The sequence below is a fragment of the Nocardioides sp. AN3 genome, from assembly GCF_054653495.1.
Genome location: NZ_BAAIGC010000001.1, coordinates 493,763 through 513,887 on the forward strand (window position 1 = coordinate 493,763; position 20,125 = coordinate 513,887).

Below are 20,125 nucleotides of genomic sequence, written 5' to 3' on the forward strand. Positions count from 1 at the left end.
TCGGGGAGGCCCAACGAACGAATGAGGCACATCGTGGGCACCTATGCTCCGAAGCCGGGCGACATCGAGCGCGCCTGGCACGTGATCGACGCGACCGACGTCCGTCTCGGCCGTCTGTCGGTGCAGGTCGCGAACCTGCTCCGCGGCAAGCACAAGGCGATCTTCGCCCCCAACGCGGACACCGGTGACTTCGTCATCGTCATCAACGCCGAGAAGGTCTCCCTCTCCGGCACGAAGCGGACCACGAAGTTCGCCTACCGCCACTCCGGTTACCCGGGCGGTCTGACGGCCACCCCGATCGGCGAGATCCTCGACACGGATGCTCGCAAGGCGATCGAGAAGGCCGTGTGGGGCATGCTCCCGAAGAACAAGCTCGGTCGGCAGATGCTGAAGAAGCTCAAGGTCTACTCCGGCCCGACGCACCCCCACCAGGCTCAGAAGGCCGTCCCGTTCGAGATCAAGCAGATCTCCCAGTAATCGTCGAGGCTTAAGGAACTTTCGTGTCTGAGAACACCACTGAGGTCGAGGAGACCTACGAGACCGACGAGCAGGGCGTCGCCTACACCTCGGAGAGCGCCCCGTCCGCCGACACCCCGGCCCGTCCGGCGACCATCGCGCCCGCCGGCGCCACCGGCCGCCGCAAGGAGGCCGTCGCCCGCGTCCGCATCGTGCCGGGCACCGGCGTGTGGACCATCAACGGCCGTGCGCTCGAGGAGTACTTCCCGAACGCGCTGCACCGCCAGGTCGCTGCCGAGCCGTTCGCCGCGCTCCAGCTCGAGGGCCGCTTCGACGTGATCGCCCGCATCCACGGCGGCGGCATCACCGGTCAGGCCGGTGCGCTGCGCCTGGGCGTGGCGCGTGCGCTGAACGCCGTCGATGTCGAGGCCAACCGCCCGACCCTCAAGAAGGCAGGCCTGCTCACCCGCGACGCCCGCGTCGTCGAGCGCAAGAAGGCCGGGCTCAAGAAGGCCCGCAAGGCCTCGCAGTTCAGCAAGCGCTGATCTTCGGTCTGCATGGCTCGCCTTTTCGGCACCGACGGGGTCCGGGGCCTGGCGAACGGTGACACCCTCACCGCTTCGCTGGCCCTGGACCTCGCTGTTTCTGCGGCGCAGGTGCTCGCCGACGCCGGCCAGTTCGAGGGGCACCGGCCCTTCGCGGTCGTCGGACGCGACCCGCGCCTCTCGGGGCAGTTCCTCCAGGCCGCCGTCGCGGCCGGGCTGGCCTCGGCCGGCGTCGACGTCGTCGACCTCGGGGTGATCCCGACGCCCGGCATCGCCTACCTGACCGCCGAGCTGGGCGCCGACCTCGGCGTCGTCATCACCGCCTCCCACAACCCGATGCCCGACAACGGCATCAAGTTCCTCGCGCGCGGCGGGCACAAGCTCGACGACGCCGTCGAGGACGCCATCGAGGCGCGGCTCGGGCAGCCCTTCGACCATCCGATCGGGGCCGCCGTCGGGCGGATCAGCGGGCGGGAGAGCGCCGTCGAGGAGTACGCCGACCACCTGGCCGCCACGCTGGGCCCGATGTCGGGGGAGGGCACGCTCGCCGGGCTGACGGTCGTCCTGGACTGCGCGCAGGGGGCCGCGTCCGTGGCCGGCCCTCGTGCCTTCGAGGAGCTCGGCGCCACGGTGATCGCGATCAACAACACGCCTCAGGGCGACGACATCAACGACGGCTGTGGCTCGACCCACCCCGAGCAGCTGCAGAAGGCGGTCCTCGAGCACGGGGCCGACGCCGGCTTCGCGTTCGATGGGGACGCTGACCGCTGCCTGGCCGTCGACGCGTCCGGCACGCTGGTCGACGGCGACCAGATCATGGCCATCCTGGCTCTCGCGATGCGCGAGAAGGGCCGGCTGGCGTCGTCGACGCTCGTGGCCACCGTGATGAGCAACCTCGGCCTGCGTCAGGCGATGGGCGCGGCGGGCATCGATCTGCGCACCACGGCGGTCGGCGACCGCTACGTGCTCGAGGAGATGCGCGCCGGTGGCTACTCGCTCGGCGGTGAGCAGTCGGGCCACGTCATCATGAGCGAGCACGCCACCACCGGGGACGGCATCCTCACCGCGCTGCACGTCGCCGCACGGATGACCGCTACCGGCGCCAGCCTCGCCGAGCTGGCCTCGGTCGTCACGCGCTTCCCCCAGGTGCTCGTCAACGTGCCCGACGTCGACAAGTCCCGCTGCGACGACGTCGAGCTGCTCGCCGCGGTCGCGGCCGAGGAGGCGCGGCTGGGTGAGACCGGCCGCGTGCTGCTCCGTCCGTCCGGCACCGAGCCGCTGGTGCGAGTGATGGTCGAAGCGCCCACCGCCGAGGTCGCCAGCACCGTCGCCGAGCGGCTCGCGGGCGTCGTACGGGACCGCCTCGCCTTGTGAGTGGGAGAGTGACCCCTGGGTCACTGTCACACTCACAAGGCGAGCTCAGAGCTTGCGCAGCCGCACGTAGCGCACGGAGTGGTCCTTGTCCTTGCGCAGGACCAGGGTCGCGCGTGAGCGCGTGGGGAGCACGTTCTGCTGCAGGTTCGGGCCGTTGATGGAGTCCCAGATCCGCATCGCCTCGGCGACGGCCTCGTCACGGCTGAGCGCGGCGTACTTGCGGAAGTAGGAGTGCGGGTCGCGGAACGCCGTCTCGCGCAGGCGCAGGAACCGCTCGACGTACCACTCGCGGATGTGCGCGGTCCCGGCGTCGACGTACACGGAGAAGTCGAAGAAGTCCGACAGACCGAGGCCGGTGCGGCCGTCCTCACGCACACCGGCGGGCTGGAGCACGTTGAGGCCCTCGATGATGACGATGTCCGGAGACTTGATGACGACCTTCTCGTCGGGGACGACGTCGTAGACGAGGTGGGAGTACGTCGGCGCCTCGACCTCCTCCTTGCCCGACTTGATGTCGACGACGAACTTCAGCAGGGCGCGGCGGTCGTAGGACTCCGGGAAGCCCTTGCGCTGCATCAGCCCGCGGCGCTCGAGCTCGGCGTTGGGGTAGAGGAAGCCGTCGGTGGTGATGAGCGAGACGTTGGGGTGCTCGGGCCAGTGGGCCAGCATCTGCTGCAGCACGCGGGCGGTCGTGGACTTGCCGACGGCGACCGAGCCGGCGAGTCCGATCACGAAGGGGGTGCGCGGCGGCGTGCGCCGGTGCAGGAACTCCTCCTGCTCGCGGTGCAGTGCGCCGGCGGAGGACACGTAGAGCGACAGCAGCCGGGACAGCGGCAGGTAGACCTGCTCGACCTCGGTCAGGTCGATGTTGTCGCCGAGACCGCGCAGCCGCTCCAGCTCCTCGGCCGACAGCGGGCTCACCGTCTCGTTGCCCAGCTCGGCCCAGGCCTCCCGGCTCAGCTCGAGATAGGGCGACGCCTCACCCTCGTTGCTGCCGTGGCCGTTCGGCGCGTCTCCGAGCCGGGCCTCCGTCGAGGTCATGGGACGCCATTGTTCCAGTCGGGGTCCGGGAGGCGTGCCAGGGCCCCCGTAGACTCGCCCACCATGTGCGGGATCGTCGGCTACGTCGGGAAGCAGCAGTCCGAGGGCACCGTCATCGAGGGACTGCGCAGGATGGAGTACCGCGGCTACGACTCCGCCGGGATCGCCGTCGTCGCCGACGGCGCGCTGGACGTCCGCAAGCGCGCTGGCAAGCTCGCCAACCTCGACAAGGCCCTGGCCGACGAGCCGCTGCCCGCATCGACGACCGGCATCGGGCACACACGCTGGGCCACGCACGGTGGGCCGACGGACGACAACGCCCACCCCCACCTCGGCCCGTCGGGCCGGGTGGCCCTCGTCCACAACGGCATCATCGAGAACTTCGCCGAGCTGCGCGCCGAGCTCGAGCAGGCCGGCCACGTCCTGCTCTCGGAGACCGACACCGAGGTCGCCGCCCACCTGCTCGAGGCCGCTGTCGAGGCAGGTGCTGACCTCACGACCGCGATGCAGGAGGTCTGCCGCCGGCTCGAGGGCGCCTTCACGTTCGTGGCGGTCGACGCCCACGACCCCTCACGCATCGTGGGCGCGCGCCGCAACAGCCCACTCGTCGTCGGCATCGGGGAGGGCGAGAGCTTCCTCGGCTCCGACGTCGCCGCGTTCATCGAGCACACGCGCGACGCGCTCGAGCTGGGGCAGGACCAGGTCGTCACCATCACCGCCGAGACGGTGGCGGTCACCGGCTTCGACGGGACGCCGAGCGAGGGCCGGCGCTACCACGTCGACTGGGACCTCTCGGCGGCGCAGAAGGACGGCCACGACTGGTTCATGCGCAAGGAGATCTTCGAGCAGCCCCGGGCCGTCGCCGACGCGCTGCTGGGCCGCCGGGGCGTGGACGGCCGGCTGCAGCTCGACGAGATGCGCCTCTCCGACCAGGAGCTGCGCGACATCGACAAGATCATCATCATCGCCGCCGGGACGTCGTTCTACGCCGGGATGGTCGCGAAGTACGCCATCGAGCACTGGTGCCGCATCCCCGTCGAGGTCGAGCTCTCCTCGGAGTTCCGCTACCGCGACCCGATCGTCGACTACTCGACGCTGGTCGTCGCGATCTCGCAGTCCGGCGAGACCGCCGACACGCTCCAGGCCATCCGCCACGCCCGCGCCCAGCGGTCGAAGGTGCTGGCCATCTGCAACACCAACGGCTCGACGATCCCGCGGGAGTCCGACGCCGTCATCTACATGCACGCGGGCCCGGAGATCGGTGTCGCCTCGACGAAGGGCTACGTCACCCAGCTCGTGGCCTGCTACCTGCTCGCGCTCTACCTCGCCCAGGTGAAGGGCACCCGGTACGGAGACGAGATCACCCAGGTCGTCGAGCAGCTCGAGTCTATCCCGGTCCAGATCGAGAAGGTGCTCGCCAAGGCCGACCACATCTACGCGCTCGCCCGACACCACGTCGACAGCCGTTCGTTCCTCTTCCTGGGTCGGCACGCCGGATACCCGGTCGCGCTCGAGGGTGCGCTCAAGCTCAAGGAGCTCGCCTACCTCCACGCCGAGGGGTTCGCCGCCGGCGAGCTCAAGCACGGGCCGATCGCGCTGGTCGAGGCCGGCCTGCCGGTGCTGTGCATCGTGCCCCCGCAGGGACGCGACCAGCTGCACGACAAGATGCTGTCCGGCATCCAGGAGGTGCGCGCCCGCGGCGCGCACACCATCGTGCTGGCCGAGGAGGGCGACGAGCGCATCGCGCCGTACGCCGACGACCTCATCACCTTGCCCCGCGTGCCGGTGCTGCTCCAGCCGCTCGTCGCCGTCATCCCGCTGCAGCTCTTCGCCTGCGAGCTCGCCTCCGCGATGGGCCATGACGTCGACCAGCCCCGCAACCTCGCGAAGTCGGTGACCGTCGAATGATCGTGGGCGTCGGCATCGACGTCTGCGATCTCGACCGGTTCGCGACCTCGCTCGAGCGCACGCCGGGGCTCCGGGAGCGCCTCTTCACCGCCGCCGAGGCGGCACGCCCGCCGGCTTCGCTGGCGGCCCGGTTCGCCGCGAAGGAGGCGCTCGCGAAGGCGCTCGGTGCACCGACAGGACTGGCCTGGCACGACGCCGAGGTCGTCTCCGAGGCCTCGGGGCGCCCCCGCTTCGAGCTGCGTGGCACCGTGCAGGAGCGCGCGGAGGAGCTGGGTGTGACCAGCGTGCACCTCTCGCTCTCCCATGACGCCGGGATCGCGTCCGCGATGGTCGTCCTCGAGGGCTGACGTCGGTCAGGGCTGGTGGTCGGACCTGTGGGAGTCAGCCGGGGGTAGTTCGGGACGTTCCCCACGGTCTACTCGCCGGTAATAGTCGGAAACGTCCCGGACTACCCCGCCAGGCCGAGTCTGAGAGGGTCGGAGGATGAGCTCGAAGTACGCGCGGCTGGAGAGCGAGCGACGGTTCCTGGTCGAGGCGATCCCTGACGGCGTCGTCCGCGTCTCGGACATCGTCGACCGCTATCTCGACGGCACCCGCCTGCGTCTGCGCGAAATGACGACCGACGGCGTGACGGTGCGCAAGCTCGGGCAGAAGATCCGGGTCGGCGACGGCCCGGGGACGGTCGCGCACACGACGCTCTACCTCGACGACGGCGAGTGGGCGGCGCTGAGCGCGCTCCCTGGCCGGACGCTCCGCAAGCGTCGTCACCACGTCGAGAGGGGCGGGATCGCGCTTGCGGTCGACGCGTTCCCCGACGGCTCGCTCGTGGCCGAGATCGACGGCGGCGACGAGCGGCCCGACGACCCCCCGAGCTGGCTGGAGGTCGTCCGCGAGGTGACCGACGAGGAGTCCTTCACCGGCGCCGGCCGGGCCCATCGTCAGTGGTCGTCTCCGGGAGTTCGCCGGGTGTCCCGCACCCCGCGCACGCACCTCGCTTCGTTGTCGGAGGCTCGACGGGCCGCCGGCCCGCCTTCGCTCCTCCGCCTTGCGAGGCACGCACGCGGAGCACGGCCCACGCCCGCCGAACTCCCGGAGACGACCACTAGCGTGGCCCCCGTGAGATCAGCGCACACCGTCGAGCAGGTGCGGACGGCCGAGGCCGCCCTGATGGCGACCTCGCCGCACGGTGCGCTGATGCAGCGCGCGGCGGCCGGGCTCGCCACCGTGATCGCCGACTTCCTCGGCGGCGTCTACGGTCGCCGGATCGTCCTGCTGGTCGGACCCGGCGACAACGGCGGCGACGCGCTGTACGCCGGCGCGCGGCTGGCCAGGCGCGGCGCGGCCGTAGAGGCCTGGTTGCTGGCCGACCGTTGCCACGAGGCCGGTCTCGCCGCCCTGCGCCGTGCCGGCGGCACCGTCACTGCGCCCCGGCCACTGTCGGCCGGGTCGGTCGATCTCGTCGTCGACGGCGTCCTCGGCATCGGGGGCCGACCGGGGCTGCCGTCGAGGGTGGCGGAGGCGGTCATCCCCATCAACCAGTCCATCCCCTTCGTCGCGGTCGACGTCCCGAGCGGCCTCGACGTCGACACGGGCGAGCGCGCCGGGATGCACCTGCGCGCCGACGTCACGGTGACGTTCGGGACCCACAAGATCGCGCACCTGGCCGATCCCGCCGCGCAGGCGTGCGGTGTCGTCGAGCTCGTCGACATCGGACTCGAGCTGCCGCCCCCGCCGGTCGAGGCTCTCGGAGAGGCCGAGGTCGCGCGCCTTCTCCCGCGACCGAGTCCGGACGCGCAGAAGTACACCCGCGGCGTGGTCGGGGTCCGCGCGGGCAGCACGACATACCCGGGCGCGGCCCTGCTCGCCGTCGCCGGCGCCAACACGGGTCTGGCCGGCATGGTCCGCTACCTCGGCAGCGCGGCCGAGATCGTCAAGCAGCACCATCCGGAGGTCGTCGGCGCTGGTCGGGTGCAGGCGTGGGTCGTCGGACCCGGCGGAGGCGACGAGGCTGCGCGGCACCTGGAGGAGGCGGTCGCGGACGACGTCCCCCTCGTCGTCGACGCCGACGCCCTCGCCCACGTGTCGGGCCCACTCCCGCAGGCCGTGCTGACTCCGCACGCCGGCGAGCTCGCCGCCATGCTCGGCCTCGAGCGGAGCCAGATCGAGGCGGCCCCGCTTCGGCACGCGCGGGAGGCGGCAGAACGCTACGGATGCGTCGTGCTGCTCAAGGGCCGCCACACGGTGGTCGCCGGCCCACGCGTGCGCATCACGACGGCCGGCACCTCCTGGCTGGCCACCGCGGGCGCGGGCGACGTGCTGTCCGGGCTCATCGGCTCCCTGTTGGCGGCCGGGCTGTCGCCGTACGACGCCGCGAGCGTCGGCTCCTGGCTCCACGGTGCCGCCGCCACCCTGGCGGCCGAGGGCGGACCGATCACCGCGACCGACGTGGCGCGCGCGATCCCCGCGGTGGTGCGCGGCCTCGCGGTGAGACACTGGAGGACATGAGCCGCGCGGAGATCGTCGTCGACGTCGCCGCGGTCCGCCACAACGTCCGCAGGCTCGGGGACCTCACCGCGACGCCGGTCATGGTCGTCGTCAAGGCAGACGGCTATGGCCACGGCATGCTGGCCTGCGCCCGCGCCGCGCGGGAGGCAGGTGCGCCCTGGCTGGGCGTCGCGACGCTCGACGAGGCGCTCGCCCTGCGCGACGACGGCGACGCCGGCCTGCTGCTGTGCTGGCTCACCGTCCCCGGCGACGACCTCATGCCGGCGGTCGTCCGCGGGGTCGACATCACCGCCTACACCGTCACCGAGCTCGACCGGATCGCCGAGGCCGCGGCCCGCGCCGGGCGCCGCGCCCGGGTGCAGCTCAAGATCGACACCGGTCTGTCCCGCGGCGGGTCCACCGCCGCCGACTGGCCGGCGCTGGTGGCCCGGGCTCGCGCAGGCGAGGAGGACGGAGCCTGGACCGTCACGGGCATCTGGTCGCACTTCGCCAGCAGCGAGGTGCCCGAGGACCCGGCCAACGAGGCACAGGAGAAGCTCTTCCGCGAGGCGCTCGACGTCACCGACGAGGCGGGCCTGCGCCCCGAGGTCCGTCACCTCGCCAACAGCGCCGCGGCGATCCTGCGTCCGAGCTCCCGGTTCGACCTCGTCAGGTGCGGCATCGCGTCGTACGGTCTCGACCCGGCCCCCGGGCTGACCCCGCCCGAGCTCGACCTGCGCCCGGCCATGACGGTCCGCGCCGACCTAGCGCTCGTCAAGCACGTCGAGGCGGGCGCCGCCGTGTCCTACAACGGGCTCTGGGTGGCTCCGGAGCCCACGACGCTCGGCTTGGTCCCGGTGGGCTATGCCGATGGGATCCTCCGCAGCGCGGCGAACCGCGGCGAGGTCCTCGTCGGGGGCCGGCGCCGACCGATCCGGGGCAACGTCTGCATGGACCAGGTGGTCGTGGACCTCGACGGCGACGAGCCGGAGCCCGGGGACCCCGTCGTGCTCTTCGGGCCGGGGACCGCGGGCGAGCCGACCGCGCAGGACTGGGCGGAGGCGACCGGGACGATCAGCTACGAGATCGTCACCCGTGTCGGAGGACGCCTGGTCCGCCGAACCGTCGACAGCGACGTCGAGCCCGGCGTCGGCGGCACGAGGGAGATCTAGCGCATGGGAGTGACCGCACGCATCGCGGGCACCGTCGCCGGCGCGGCCGGACTGGCGGCGGCAGGCGCTGCGATCAGGGTGGCGCAGCGACGCCGGGTGATCGAGAGGCGCGACGGGGAGTCGGCGCCGTTCGGGTCCCTGCACGCGCCAGCGCACACCGTGATCGCGGATGACGGCGTGCCCCTGCACGTCGAGGTCGACGAGGCCGACTCGGCGCTGACGGTCGTCTTCGTGCACGGCTACGCGCTGAACCTCGACTGCTGGCACTTCCAGCGGGCCGCATTCCGCGGTCTGGTCCGCACCGTCTTCTACGACCTGCGCTCCCACGGTCGCTCCGGTCGCGACACCATCGCCGAGGGCACGATCGACCAGCTCGCCTGCGACCTCAAGAGCGTCATCGACGCCGTCGTCCCCGACGGGCCGGTCGTGCTGGTCGGCCACTCGATGGGCGGCATGACCATCGTCGCCCTCGCCGAGCAGCACCCCGAGCTCTTCGGGAGCAAGGTCGCCGGCGTCGCCCTCATCGCCACCACGGCCGGCGGTCTCGACCCTTCGCGCCTGTTCTTCCCCGTGGTGCCGCGCCGGATCGGCGCCGGCCTCACCGGCAGCACCATCCGGACGCTCGCCCGCGGGCACCGGGCCGTCGACGGCGTACGCCGAGCAGGCCGATCGATCGCCACGGTGCTGACCGACGCGTTCGCGTTCGGCGACGAGGTGCCGGCGGGCTACGTCGAGTTCGTCGACGACATGCTCTCGGCGACCCCGTTCCAGGTGGTCGCGGAGTTCTTCCCCGGGTTCCGCGAGTTCGACAAGTTCGACCACGTCGAGATCCTGGGCAGGGTGCCGACGACGATCATCTGCGGCACGGCGGACCGGCTGACCTCGATCGGCCACAGCCGCAAGCTGAACAGCCGCATCCCGGGCTCGACCCTCGTGGAGTGCGAGGGGGCCGGCCACATGGTCCTCCTGGAGCGCCACGGTCAGGTCAACGCCGCGCTCGACCAGCTGCTCGCGGCGGCGTCCTCCGCGGCGGGCACCCGATGAGCGCCGACGTCGGGACCGACCTCGGGACGGTCACCGTCCGGCGGATCGGACCGGAGGAGGCGCCCACGGTCCTCGACATCGTGCGGGAGGCGTTCGGGGCACGCCCGGCCCTCGATCCGCCGGCGGACGCGCTGGCGGAGACCGAGGAGACGATGGCGGCCAGGCTCGCGCCGTACGGCGGCCTCCTCGCGAGCGTGGACGGCCGGCCGGTGGGCACGCTGGTGATGGACCCGGTCGGACGGACGGTCTACCTGCGGCGCTTCGCCGTCCGCCCCCAGGTGCAGCGACACGGTGTCGCCCACGCGATGGTGGCCGCCGCGGTCGAGCATGCCGGGCGCGACGGGGAGTTCGCCGATCTCACCGTCATCGCCCGCGAGGAGCTGCCGAGCAACGTGCGGTTCTGGCAGCGCCAGGGCTTCCACGAGATCGCCCGTCGTCGTCCCAACATCGAGCTGCGGCGTCCGCTGCGCACCCACGTCGTGGAAGTGCCGCAGCCGGACGACATGCGAGGTCTCGGTGAACGGCTGGCTGCGCAGCTGCAGGCCGGCGACCTGCTGGTGCTCACCGGCGAGCTGGGGGCGGGCAAGACGACCTTCACCCAAGGGCTCGGCGCCGGCCTGGGCGTCCGCGGCGCCGTCACGTCGCCGACCTTCGTCATCGCGCGGGTCCACCCCTCGCAGGTGGGCGGTCCCGACCTCGTGCACGTCGACGCCTACCGGCTGGGCGTCGCCGGATCTCGTGGTGGGGACCCGCGGGCCGAGCTCGACGACCTCGACCTCGACGCCGAGCTCGACCGCGCGGTCACCGTCGTGGAGTGGGGTGAGGGGCTCGCCGAGGGGCTCGCCGAGTCGCGCCTGGAGGTGCGGATCCTGCGGGCGCTGACCGTGGACGAGCTCACCGACGACCTCGACCCGCGCCGCGTGGAGATCACGCCCGTCGGCCCGCGCTGGCACGACGTCGACTGGCCGGCCGTCGACGCCGGTCTGCGCCATGAGGGAGCCACCCACTAGGCCATGTCTCCTTCCTCCATCGCCTGCTGCGCGGCGCCCATCACGCACGCTGGCTGCGTCGTCGTCAGTCGCCGTGGCTCCGCCACGGCCCCCTCCGCCTTGGCAGCGCACGGGCTGGACGCCGCTCGCGACGGCGAGAAGTAAGGAGACATCGACCATGCTGCTCGCCTTCGACACCGCCACCCCGCAGGTGACCGTCGCGCTCTACGACGAGACCGACGTCGTCGCCGAGCGGGTCTCCGAGCGGACCATGAGCCACGGCGAGCAGCTCGCGCCCCTCATCGAGCGCGTGCTGCGCGATGCCGAGGCGGAGCGGCACGACGTGTCCGCCGTGGCGGTCGGCGCCGGCCCAGGTCCGTTCACCGGTCTGCGCGTCGGGCTCGTGACGGCACGGACGCTCGGATATGCGCTGCAGATTCCCGTCTACGCCGTCTGCACCCTCGACGTGCTGGCCATCGAGGCGGTCGAGACCGGCGCTGTCACCGGGCCGTTCGTCGTCGCGACGGACGCCCGCCGCAAGGAGGTCTACCACGCGACCTACACCTCCGCAGGCGAGCGACTGACCGGCCCGGTCGTCGACAAGCCGGCCTCACTCGCCACCGACGAGCCGGTCGTGGGGGAGGGGGCGCTCCTCTATCCGGCTGACTTCCCCCGCGCGGTCGGGCCGGCCAGGCCCAGCGCCGGCTGGCTGGCGCGGACGGTCGCCGAGGAGCGGGCCGAACTGCTCGATCCCGAGCCGCTCTACCTGCGCCGGCCCGACGCGGTCGCGCGGCAGGCCTAGGCCGCCGCCCGTGCCGGTGCGCGCCGCGACGCTCGAGGACGTCGAGGCGGTCGCCCTGCTCGAGCTCGACAGCTTCCCTGGCGACGCCTGGACGGCTGACTACCTGCGGCTCGCGGTCACGGGGGAGCTGCCCACGGTGCGGCTGTTGGTGGCCGAGCACGGCGGGCAGATCGTCGGACACGCGATCCTCAGCGTCGTCTTCGAGGTCGCCGAGCTGCAGCGGATCGCCGTCGGCTCGTCGTACCGCCGGCACGGGCACGCGCGTGCGTTGCTGGCGACGGTGGTCGACCAGGCGGCCGCAGAGGGGGCCGAGCGCCTGCTGCTCGAGGTCCGCGAGACCAACGCGCCCGCGCTCGCGTTCTACGCCAGCGCCGGCTTCGCCGAGATCGACCGGCGAGCCCGCTACTACCGCGACGGCACCGACGGGATCGTGCTCGAGCTGCCGCTGGGGCCGTAGGCGCTGCCGCTGGCGCCGTAGGCGACACCGCCGCTCGCGCCCCTCCGCCGGGACAGTGGGCGGTCGCGAGAGCCGCCGGTCCCGACCCCGCTGTGGCGTCACGGCACAATGGGCTCCATGACCGCCGACGCCCCCCTCGTCCTCGGCATCGAGACCTCCTGTGACGAGACGGGCGTCGGCATCGTCCGCGGCCATGAGCTGCTCGCCGACGCCATCGCGAGCAGCGTCGACGAGCACGCCCGCTTCGGTGGCGTTGTGCCGGAGGTGGCGTCCCGCGCACACCTGGAGGCGATGGTCCCGACGATCGACCGGGCGTGCGAGACGGCGGGCATCAAGCCGTACGACGTCGATGCGATCGCCGTCACCAGCGGCCCCGGTCTCGCCGGGGCCCTCCTCGTCGGCGTCGCCGCCGCCAAGGCGCTGGCCTTCGCGCTCGGGAAGCCGATCTACGGCGTCAACCACCTGGCCGCGCACGTCGCGGTCGACCAGCTCGAGCACGGCCCGCTGCCCGAGCCGGCGATCGCCATGCTGGTCAGCGGTGGCCACTCCTCGCTCCTGCGGGTCACCGACGTGACGACCGGCGTCGACCCGATGGGCGCCACCATCGACGACGCGGCAGGGGAGGCCTTCGACAAGGTCGCCCGGCTGCTGGGGCTCGGCTTCCCCGGCGGCCCGGTCATCGACCGGGAGGCTCGCTCCGGGTCGTCGGTCGCGATCGACTTCCCGCGCGGTCTCACCGCCCGGCACGACCTGGAGCGCCACCGCTTCGACTTCTCCTTCTCCGGCCTGAAGACCGCCGTGGCCCGGTGGGTCGAGGCGCGCGAGCGGTCCGGCGAGCCCGTGCCCGTGGCCGACGTCGCCGCGTCGTTCCAGGAGGCGGTCTGCGACGTGCTGGTCAGGAAGGCGCTCGACGCAGCCTCGTCGGAGAGCATCGAGGACCTGGTCATCGGTGGTGGCGTCGCGGCGAACTCCCGCCTGCGGGTCCTGGCCGAGGAGCGCGCCGCCAGGCTGGGCATCCGCGTGCGCGTGCCCCGACCCCAGCTGTGCACCGACAACGGCGCCATGGTGGCGGCCCTCGGCGCCGAGATGGTGGCCCGCGGGCGCACCCCTTCGGCTCTCGACCTGCCGGCCGACTCCTCGCAGCCGATCACCGAGGTCCTCGTCTGACCGACCCGCGGTTCGGGCGGACGTCATGCGGGCTGGTCGCCGAGGCAGCCACCCCGCATGACGTCCCGGGGTCGGGCGGACGTCCTGCGACCTGGTCGCCGAGGCAGCCACCCCGCATGACGTCCCGGGGTCGGGCGGACGTCCTGCGACCTGGTCGCCGAGGCAGCCACCCCGTCGGACGTCCCGGGGCCCGGGGCGGGGCCGGGCGCGGCCTACTGCGCGGCGAAGACGTACGCCGGCTCCTCCCCGCCGCCCGGCTTGCCGGTGGCCCGGCCGACGGTGAACCCGTCGGCGGAGAGGCGCACGAGCGACCACTGTCCGCTGTCGCGGCTGTAGACGGTCGCGAGCAGGGTGTCGCCGTCCCAGGTCCAGCCACCGAAGTAGCCGTTGTCGGGCGCCGTGAAGGCGGCGACCGGCAGCAGGTCGGTCGACGTGCGGATCCAGATGGTGCCCGTCGCGTGCTCGCTGTCCCAGTCGACGCTGCCCGGGATGCGATGATCGCGGTCACCGGTCAGCGCGACGTACCTGCCGTTGGGGCTGAAGGAGCTCACACCGGCCCAGTCGAGGCTCCATCGCACGTCGCCGCTGCGGTCCTCCAGCTGCCAGGTGCCGTCGTCCTTGCCGATCGCGGTCAGCGGCAGGACGGCGGAGGGCACGGCCGCCGTGGCGCCGTGCAGATCGGTCACGGCGCCGGAGAAGACGTCCACGACCTTCACGGCGCCGTCGACCGTCACGACGACGTCGCCGTTCGGGTCGAAGCCGTCGATGGCCGCCCACTCCAGGCTCCGGCCGAGCGAGACGCTCCGGCCACCGGATGTCATCGACCAGCCGGCACCCGCGTCGGAGAGCGTGGCGACCTGCCCTTGCGGGCCGACCGCGAGACCCTCGGGGAAGGTCGGGACGGGGCCGTCGGTGACAGCACCGTCAGCCTTGACCCGCAGCAGCTCGGCGTGCGCCTCGCCCGGCCGCACCACGGCCCAGCCACCCTTCTCGGGGTCCTTCGCGAACGTGAACGGCCGGTCCCGAAGCGGCGTGGCGGTGCCGTCGACGTCGATGATGGCGCCGTCCGACCAGTACGGCACATGCGCCTCGTCGCCGAACGTCTGCTCGGCGGCCACGTCGAGCCGCACGTGGTGGACCGGGCCCACCTCGTCCGCACCGGCCGGCTGCGTCGGCTGCGTCGGCGAGACCGGCGCGGTCGGGGTCTTGGCGATCGGTGGGCGGCTGTCGTCGTTCGAGCCGGACGGCATCACGGCCACACCGAGCCCGGCGATCGCCGCGACGGCCGCAGCCGAGCCCAGGATGGCGGTCGCCGCGCGGCGGCGGCGGATCTGCCGCGCCCGACCGCGTACCTGGTCGAGCCCGATCGGTGCTGGAGCGCCGGCGTCTGCGATCTTGCTGAGCGCGTCCTTGATGGCGTTCATCGCTCCTCCAGCCCTGAGGCGAGGGTCGGGTTGTTCGTGCGGAGGGTGGCCAGCGCGCGGCTGGCCTGGGACTTCACGGTGCCGGGGGAGATGCCGAGCACGTCGGCGATCTCGGCCTCTGTGAGCTCCTCGTAGTAGCGCAGCACGATGACGGCTCGCTGGCGCGGGGGCAGCGAGGACACCGCCCGCCACAGCAGCGCCGCACGCCCGTCGTCGTAGCTGTCGGCGCGTCCGCGGTCGGGCAGCACGTCGGCGGCGACCTCCCTCCGTCGCCACGGGCGTCGCCACAGGGAGGTCGTCTCGTTCGCGATGATCCGCCGCACGTAGCCGTCGACCGACTCACGCTCACGGACCTTGTCCCAGGCGAGGTAGAGCTTGGCCAACGCCGTCGAGACGACGTCCTCGGCGGTGTGCGCATCGCCGGTCAGGAGGTAGGCCGTGCGCAGGAGCGCAGGCTGGCGGGCTCGCATGTATGCCGCGAAGTCGGCATCCCGCGTGTCAGCGGCCAAGCGCCTGCCTCCTCCCCGGTCGATCCCGTGGGCCAGTGCCGTGGGGTCCATGGTGTCCTCCTGCTGCTCCGAACCGACGGATCTCGCGGCCGACGCGACGGGCGGGCCCGCTTCGGCGTCGTGCTTGTCGAGAACAGGACGCGAACCGGCCCCTCAGGGTTGCATCGTGATCGTGGTGCCGCTCGGGCCGGCGGTCACCGGAAGCACCAAGGGCGGGCTCCGGCGGTCGTTGATGCCATGGAGCACGAGGAGGTCCTCAGACTCCCCTCCGACGCCGATCCGCTCGAGGTGCAGCTCGTCGGCGATCCCGATGACGACCAGCAGATGGTAGGGGTCCTCCCACGCGGCGTCGACGATGCTGCCGAGGAAGGCGACGGAGGCTCCGGCGGTGATGTCGGCGCGCGGCGCCAGCGTCACCGAGACGGACCCGATCGAGGCGAAGTAGGTGCCATCGGGGCTGAGCAGATGACCGTCCCGGTCGCAGGTCGCCCAGCCCGCTGAGGCGGTGCCGTCGACCCGGATCCCACGACACGCCGGCCTCAGCTGGCGGGCGCCGACCACGCGCTCGGGCTCCGCCCGGCCGGTCCGGAGCCGGAGCAGGTGTCCGTCGCCGCCGGTCCACGCCACGGCCGTGCCGTCGGGCCGCGCGGACAGGTCGCCGACGGCGGGATAGCCGTGGCGCTGCGTTCCAGGGCCGAGCACGACCACGCTGCCGTCCTGCACCAGCACGACTCGACCGTCGGCGAGAAGGCTGAAGCCGGTCCAGGAGCCGTCGGGGATCCCGCGGGGCTCACCGTCGGGCGGGACGAGGGTGCCCGACCGGAGGTAGGGAACGGCGGGCGGCTCGTGGGCCACGTAGCCGCTCTCCCCGCCCCTCGGCAGGGACGGCGTCGGAGTCGAGGAGGGGTGCGGCGTGGCGCCCGGCTGGTCGAGGATGGCGTGCCACAGCGCCCACCCGACGAGCACGAGAAGCGCGGACGCCAGGACGAGACGCGGCGCACGACCGCCCCAGCGCCCTCGCCTCGGCGGGCGTGGCGGGCGTCCCAGGACGAGCTGCTCCTCGGTCATCGGCTCTGGCTTGTCTCAGTGTGTCGTCGTGCTTCTCTCCGTGCCTCTCAGCGTGCCTCCCGCAGGGGCCTCACCAGCAGGCAGGCTCCCTCGCCGGCGACCCGTGTCATCACGATTGTCGCCTCATTCGGGCCCTGAAGGGAGAGTGCGCGACGCAGCTGCTCGGGGACGACGGCGACGCCGCGCTTCTTGATGGTCAGCCGACCCACGCCGCGCTCGCGCAGCGCCGCCCGCAGGGCACGCTCGCGGTAGGGCAGCTCCTCCACCACCTCGTAGCCGCTGGCGAACGGGGTGCGGAACGCCTCGTCGGAGGTCACGTAGGCGATGTGCTCGTCGAGCAGGCCCCCGCCGACCCCTGCCGCGACCGCGGTGACGAGTCCGGCGCGGATCACGGCGCCGTCGGGCTCGTAGAGGAACCGGCCGACGGCGCGCTCCATGCTGGGGGCCGCGTCCGCGGCGGGAGCGTCCTCATCAGTCAGCGTGGCCAGGCCGCCGTCGCCGATGACGGTGGCCCGGCGGCGTACGGTCGCGAGGCCCCCCGCCCACAGGGCGGCCTCCTTGACGTCGCCGTGGTCGCTCACCCACTCCGCCTCGACGCCGTCCGGGACCAGCTCGTGGGGGATGCCGGGCGCGACCTTGACGCACGCTTCACGGGTCAGGAGCGTCTGGACGAAGGACCAGGGCGGTGTCCACCCCTCGGCATCGGTGTCCCACCCTCGCAGGGCTCGCCCTCGTGCCCCACGTCGCGCCGGGTCCGCGAAGGCCACCTCGAACGCCGCATGGTCCACGGTCGTCGCGTCGGCGACCTGGACGGCGCCGGCGAGGCCGAGCGCGGCCAGATTGCCCTCGGCGACCGCGACCCGCTCGGGGTCGAGGTCCACGCCGGCGACGATCAGCCCGGCGCGCGAGGCGGCGATGAGGTCGCCTCCGATGCCGCAGCCGAGGTCGATCAGGGTCCGGGTGCCGTACGCCGCCAACCGGGCCGCGCGATGCTCGGCGACCGCGCGGCGGGTCGCCTGCTCGAGGCCGTCGGGGGTGAAGTACATCCGCTCGGCGTCGGGACCGAACTTGGCGACGGCCTTCGCCCGCAGCTGGGCCTGGGTGAGGGCGGCGGCGACGTACGCCGGCTCCGCGCCCGGTGCCTCTCGGCGGAGGATCGTCTGAGCCCGCAGCGGGTCCTCGCCGCGCAGCTGGGTGGCCCGCTCGAGGAGCTCCTGCCCGGGTGCGGTGAGCAGCCACGTGAAGGCGTCGAGCTCCATCCGCAGATTCTCTCAGGACGTGCTTCGACCGACTCGGCACCCGGGTCCCTAGCACTCACGCGACCTGAGTGCTAACGTCTCATCTGGCACTCTCGACGTGAGTGTGCCAACTGCCTGCCGGTGACGGCGACCCCCGCGACGGCGCCCAGCCATGCAGGCGAAGACGTCAATATTGATCCGCCCATCGAGCAGTGCACTGTCGAGATGGCTCAGCCACCCGGCTCGGCCGAACTCAGGCGCTGCCGAAACTGAAAGGGGAGGTCGACACCGTGTCGATCAACATCAAGCCTCTCGAGGACCGCATCGTCATCAAGCAGGTCGAGGCTGAGCAGACCACCGCCTCTGGCCTGGTCATCCCGGACACCGCCAAGGAGAAGCCCCAGGAGGGCGAGGTCCTGGCGGTCGGCCCCGGTCGCATCGACGACAACGGCAACCGCGTCCCGCTCGACGTCAAGGTCGGCGACAAGGTCATCTACAGCAAGTACGGCGGCACCGAGGTCAAGTACGGCGGCGACGAGTTCCTGATCCTCTCGGCGCGGGACATCCTCGCCGTCGTGGAGTCCTGATCCACTCAGCCGTTGCGGGACGTCATGCGGACGGAGCAACTGGTTGCACCGTCCGTATGACGTCCCGGACTGCTTCCTGATCTCAAAGGAGAGTCATGCCGAAGATCCTGGAGTTTGACGAGCACGCCCGACGCGCCCTCGAGCGTGGCGTCGACGCCCTCGCCAACGCCGTCAAGGTGACCCTGGGCCCGAAGGGCCGCTACGTCGTCCTCGACAAGAAGTGGGGCGCGCCGACCATCACCAACGACGGCGTCACCGTCGCCCGTGAGGTCGAGCTCGACGACCCGTTCGAGAACCTGGGCGCCCAGCTGACGAAGGAGGTCGCCACCAAGACCAACGACGTCGCCGGTGACGGCACCACCACCGCGACCGTGCTCGCGCAGGCGATGGTCCACGAGGGCCTTCGGGCTGTCGCCGCCGGCGCCAACCCGATGAGCCTCAAGCGGGGCATGGACGCCGCGGCCGCCGCGGTGAGCGACGCGCTGCACGCCGCCTCGCGCGACGTCGACAGCAAGGAGGACATGGCCGCGGTCGCGACCATCTCCAGCCGCGACAGCCTCATCGGCGACCTGCTCGCCGACGCGTTCGACAAGGTCGGCAAGGACGGCGTCATCACCGTCGAGGAGTCCAACACCACGGGCACCGAGCTCGAGTTCACCGAGGGCATGCAGTTCGACAAGGGCTACATCTCGGCGTACTTCGTCACCGACCCGGAGCGCATGGAGGCCGTCCTCGACGACCCCTACATCCTCCTGCACCAGGGCAAGATCTCCTCGATCCAGGAGCTGCTGCCCCTGCTGGAGAAGGTCATCGCCGCCGGCAAGCCGCTCTTCATCCTCGCCGAGGACGTCGACGGCGAGGCGCTCTCGACGCTCGTCGTCAACAAGATCCGCGGCACCTTCAACGCCGTCGCGGTGAAGAGCCCCGCCTTCGGTGACCGCCGCAAGGCGATGATGCAGGACATCGCGACCCTGACCGGTGGTCAGGTCGTCGCCCCCGAGGTCGGCCTCAAGCTCGACCAGGTCGGCCTCGAGGTGCTCGGCCAGGCGCGTCGTGTCGTCATCACCAAGGACAACACGACGATCGTCGACGGCGCCGGTGACTCGGCCGAGGTCGAGGGCCGGGTCAACCAGATCAAGTCCGAGATCGAGTCGACCGACTCCGACTGGGACCGCGAGAAGCTCCAGGAGCGCCTCGCGAAGCTGGCCGGCGGCGTCTGCGTCATCAAGGTCGGCGCCCACACCGAGGTGGAGCTGAAGGAGAAGAAGCACCGCATCGAGGACGCTGTCTCCGCGACGCGTGCCGCCATCGAGGAGGGCATCGTCCCCGGCGGTGGCTCCGCTCTCATCCACGCCGTCTCGGTGCTGGAGAAGGACCTCGGTCTCACCGGTGACGAGGCCGTCGGTGCGCGCATCGTGCGCAAGGCCGCTGACGAGCCGCTGCGCTGGATCGCCGAGAACGGTGGCGAGAACGGCTATGTCATCACGACGAAGGTGCGCGAGCTCGGCGTCGGCCAGGGCTACAACGCCGCCACGGGCGAGTACGGCGACCTCGTCGCCCAGGGCGTCATCGACCCGGTCAAGGTGACCCGCTCGGCGCTCGTCAACGCCACCTCGATCGCGGGCATGCTGCTCACGACCGAGACGCTGGTCGTCGACAAGCCCCAGGACGAGGAGCCGGCCGCCGCCGGTGGCCACGGCCACGGGCACGGCCACGGTCACTGATCCGCCGACCGGGCGCAGATGCCCGGTCGAGGCTCGGTGAACGGGCCCAGATGTTCAGATCAGCTGGACATCTGGGCCCGTTCGGCATTCCGGGGGCGGGCATCTGGGTCTGCTCGGCGAAACACGGGAGCAACAT

At 72.3% G+C, this 20,125-nt stretch carries 19 protein-coding genes; 14 read left to right on the plus strand and 5 right to left on the minus strand.

Annotated features, from left to right (window positions below; genetic code table 11):
• The first annotated feature begins 33 nt into the window (after positions 1–33).
• The 3 genes from rplM to glmM are packed head-to-tail and all read left to right on the plus strand — an operon-like array spanning position 34 to position 2,375.
• On the plus strand, positions 34–477 hold the full coding sequence (gene rplM / locus ACYQ1K_RS02330) for a 50S ribosomal protein L13 (RefSeq protein WP_459981022.1): 444 nt from the start codon (positions 34–36) through the stop codon (positions 475–477).
• Between the two features lie 23 nt (positions 478–500).
• The gene (gene rpsI, locus ACYQ1K_RS02335) at positions 501–1,001 is read left to right on the plus strand and encodes a 30S ribosomal protein S9 (RefSeq protein ID WP_459981024.1); all 501 of its coding nucleotides are present in this window, start codon (positions 501–503) and stop codon (positions 999–1,001) included.
• Positions 1,002–1,013: 12 nt separating this feature from the next.
• A complete protein-coding gene (gene glmM, locus ACYQ1K_RS02340) occupies positions 1,014–2,375 on the plus strand; it encodes a phosphoglucosamine mutase (protein ID WP_459981025.1) in 1,362 nt (453 codons plus the stop codon).
• 45 nt (positions 2,376–2,420) lie between these two features.
• On the opposite strand, the gene coaA is transcribed toward glmM, so the two are convergent.
• Positions 2,421–3,416 (minus strand): type I pantothenate kinase, encoded by a 996-nt coding sequence (gene coaA, locus ACYQ1K_RS02345; RefSeq protein ID WP_459981027.1) that lies wholly within the window; start codon positions 3,414–3,416, stop codon positions 2,421–2,423.
• A gap of 63 nt (positions 3,417–3,479) precedes the next feature.
• Here coaA and glmS point away from each other — a divergent pair, with 63 nt between their 5' ends.
• From glmS to tsaD, 9 genes are all read left to right on the plus strand, one after another.
• Positions 3,480–5,324, plus strand: a complete 1,845-nt coding sequence (gene glmS / locus ACYQ1K_RS02350; RefSeq protein ID WP_459981029.1) for a glutamine--fructose-6-phosphate transaminase (isomerizing) — start codon at positions 3,480–3,482, stop codon at positions 5,322–5,324.
• Positions 5,321–5,671 (plus strand): holo-ACP synthase, encoded by a 351-nt coding sequence (locus ACYQ1K_RS02355; protein WP_459981032.1) that lies wholly within the window; start codon positions 5,321–5,323, stop codon positions 5,669–5,671. The genes glmS and ACYQ1K_RS02355 overlap by 4 nt, the downstream gene beginning before the upstream one ends.
• Positions 5,672–5,807: 136 nt before the next feature.
• Positions 5,808–7,829, plus strand: a complete 2,022-nt coding sequence (locus tag ACYQ1K_RS02360) for an NAD(P)H-hydrate dehydratase (RefSeq protein ID WP_459981035.1) — start codon at positions 5,808–5,810, stop codon at positions 7,827–7,829.
• Complete coding sequence (gene alr / locus ACYQ1K_RS02365) at positions 7,826–8,980, plus strand: alanine racemase (protein ID WP_459981037.1); 1,155 nt, start codon at positions 7,826–7,828, stop codon at positions 8,978–8,980. Before ACYQ1K_RS02360 ends, alr begins: the two co-directional genes overlap by 4 nt.
• Positions 8,981–8,983: 3 nt before the next feature.
• On the plus strand, positions 8,984–10,024 hold the full coding sequence (locus tag ACYQ1K_RS02370) for an alpha/beta fold hydrolase (protein WP_459981039.1): 1,041 nt from the start codon (positions 8,984–8,986) through the stop codon (positions 10,022–10,024).
• On the plus strand, positions 10,021–11,034 hold the full coding sequence (gene tsaE, locus ACYQ1K_RS02375; RefSeq protein WP_459981042.1) for a tRNA (adenosine(37)-N6)-threonylcarbamoyltransferase complex ATPase subunit type 1 TsaE: 1,014 nt from the start codon (positions 10,021–10,023) through the stop codon (positions 11,032–11,034). Before ACYQ1K_RS02370 ends, tsaE begins: the two co-directional genes overlap by 4 nt.
• Before the next feature lie 157 nt (positions 11,035–11,191).
• Positions 11,192–11,815 carry a tRNA (adenosine(37)-N6)-threonylcarbamoyltransferase complex dimerization subunit type 1 TsaB gene (gene tsaB, locus ACYQ1K_RS02380; RefSeq protein ID WP_459981044.1) on the plus strand — a complete coding sequence of 208 codons (624 nt, stop codon included), beginning with the start codon at positions 11,192–11,194 and terminating at the stop codon, positions 11,813–11,815.
• Between the two features lie 10 nt (positions 11,816–11,825).
• Positions 11,826–12,272 (plus strand): ribosomal protein S18-alanine N-acetyltransferase, encoded by a 447-nt coding sequence (rimI, locus tag ACYQ1K_RS02385; protein ID WP_459981046.1) that lies wholly within the window; start codon positions 11,826–11,828, stop codon positions 12,270–12,272.
• Positions 12,273–12,389: 117 nt separating this feature from the next.
• Positions 12,390–13,439 (plus strand): tRNA (adenosine(37)-N6)-threonylcarbamoyltransferase complex transferase subunit TsaD, encoded by a 1,050-nt coding sequence (tsaD, locus tag ACYQ1K_RS02390; RefSeq protein WP_459981048.1) that lies wholly within the window; start codon positions 12,390–12,392, stop codon positions 13,437–13,439.
• A gap of 212 nt (positions 13,440–13,651) precedes the next feature.
• Here the strand turns inward: tsaD and ACYQ1K_RS02395 are convergent, their stop codons facing one another.
• The 4 genes from ACYQ1K_RS02395 to ACYQ1K_RS02410 form a co-directional block, all read right to left on the minus strand.
• Entirely contained in the window at positions 13,652–14,863 is a 1,212-nt protein-coding gene (locus ACYQ1K_RS02395; RefSeq protein WP_459981050.1) for a hypothetical protein, read from the minus strand.
• Positions 14,860–15,423, minus strand: a complete 564-nt coding sequence (locus ACYQ1K_RS02400) for a SigE family RNA polymerase sigma factor (protein WP_459981052.1) — start codon at positions 15,421–15,423, stop codon at positions 14,860–14,862. Before ACYQ1K_RS02400 ends, ACYQ1K_RS02395 begins: the two co-directional genes overlap by 4 nt.
• Positions 15,424–15,525: 102 nt before the next feature.
• Positions 15,526–16,440 carry a hypothetical protein gene (locus ACYQ1K_RS02405; RefSeq protein WP_459981054.1) on the minus strand — a complete coding sequence of 305 codons (915 nt, stop codon included), beginning with the start codon at positions 16,438–16,440 and terminating at the stop codon, positions 15,526–15,528.
• Between the two features lie 47 nt (positions 16,441–16,487).
• Positions 16,488–17,699: a class I SAM-dependent methyltransferase gene (locus tag ACYQ1K_RS02410; RefSeq protein ID WP_459981056.1), complete on the minus strand. Its 1,212-nt coding sequence runs from the start codon at positions 17,697–17,699 to the stop codon at positions 16,488–16,490.
• Positions 17,700–17,968: 269 nt separating this feature from the next.
• Here ACYQ1K_RS02410 and groES point away from each other — a divergent pair, with 269 nt between their 5' ends.
• Both groES and groL read left to right on the plus strand, forming a co-directional pair.
• Complete coding sequence (gene groES / locus ACYQ1K_RS02415) at positions 17,969–18,265, plus strand: co-chaperone GroES (RefSeq protein ID WP_459981058.1); 297 nt, start codon at positions 17,969–17,971, stop codon at positions 18,263–18,265.
• Between the two features lie 95 nt (positions 18,266–18,360).
• A complete protein-coding gene (gene groL, locus ACYQ1K_RS02420; RefSeq protein WP_459981061.1) occupies positions 18,361–19,989 on the plus strand; it encodes a chaperonin GroEL in 1,629 nt (542 codons plus the stop codon).
• The last annotated feature ends 136 nt before the right edge of the window (positions 19,990–20,125 follow it).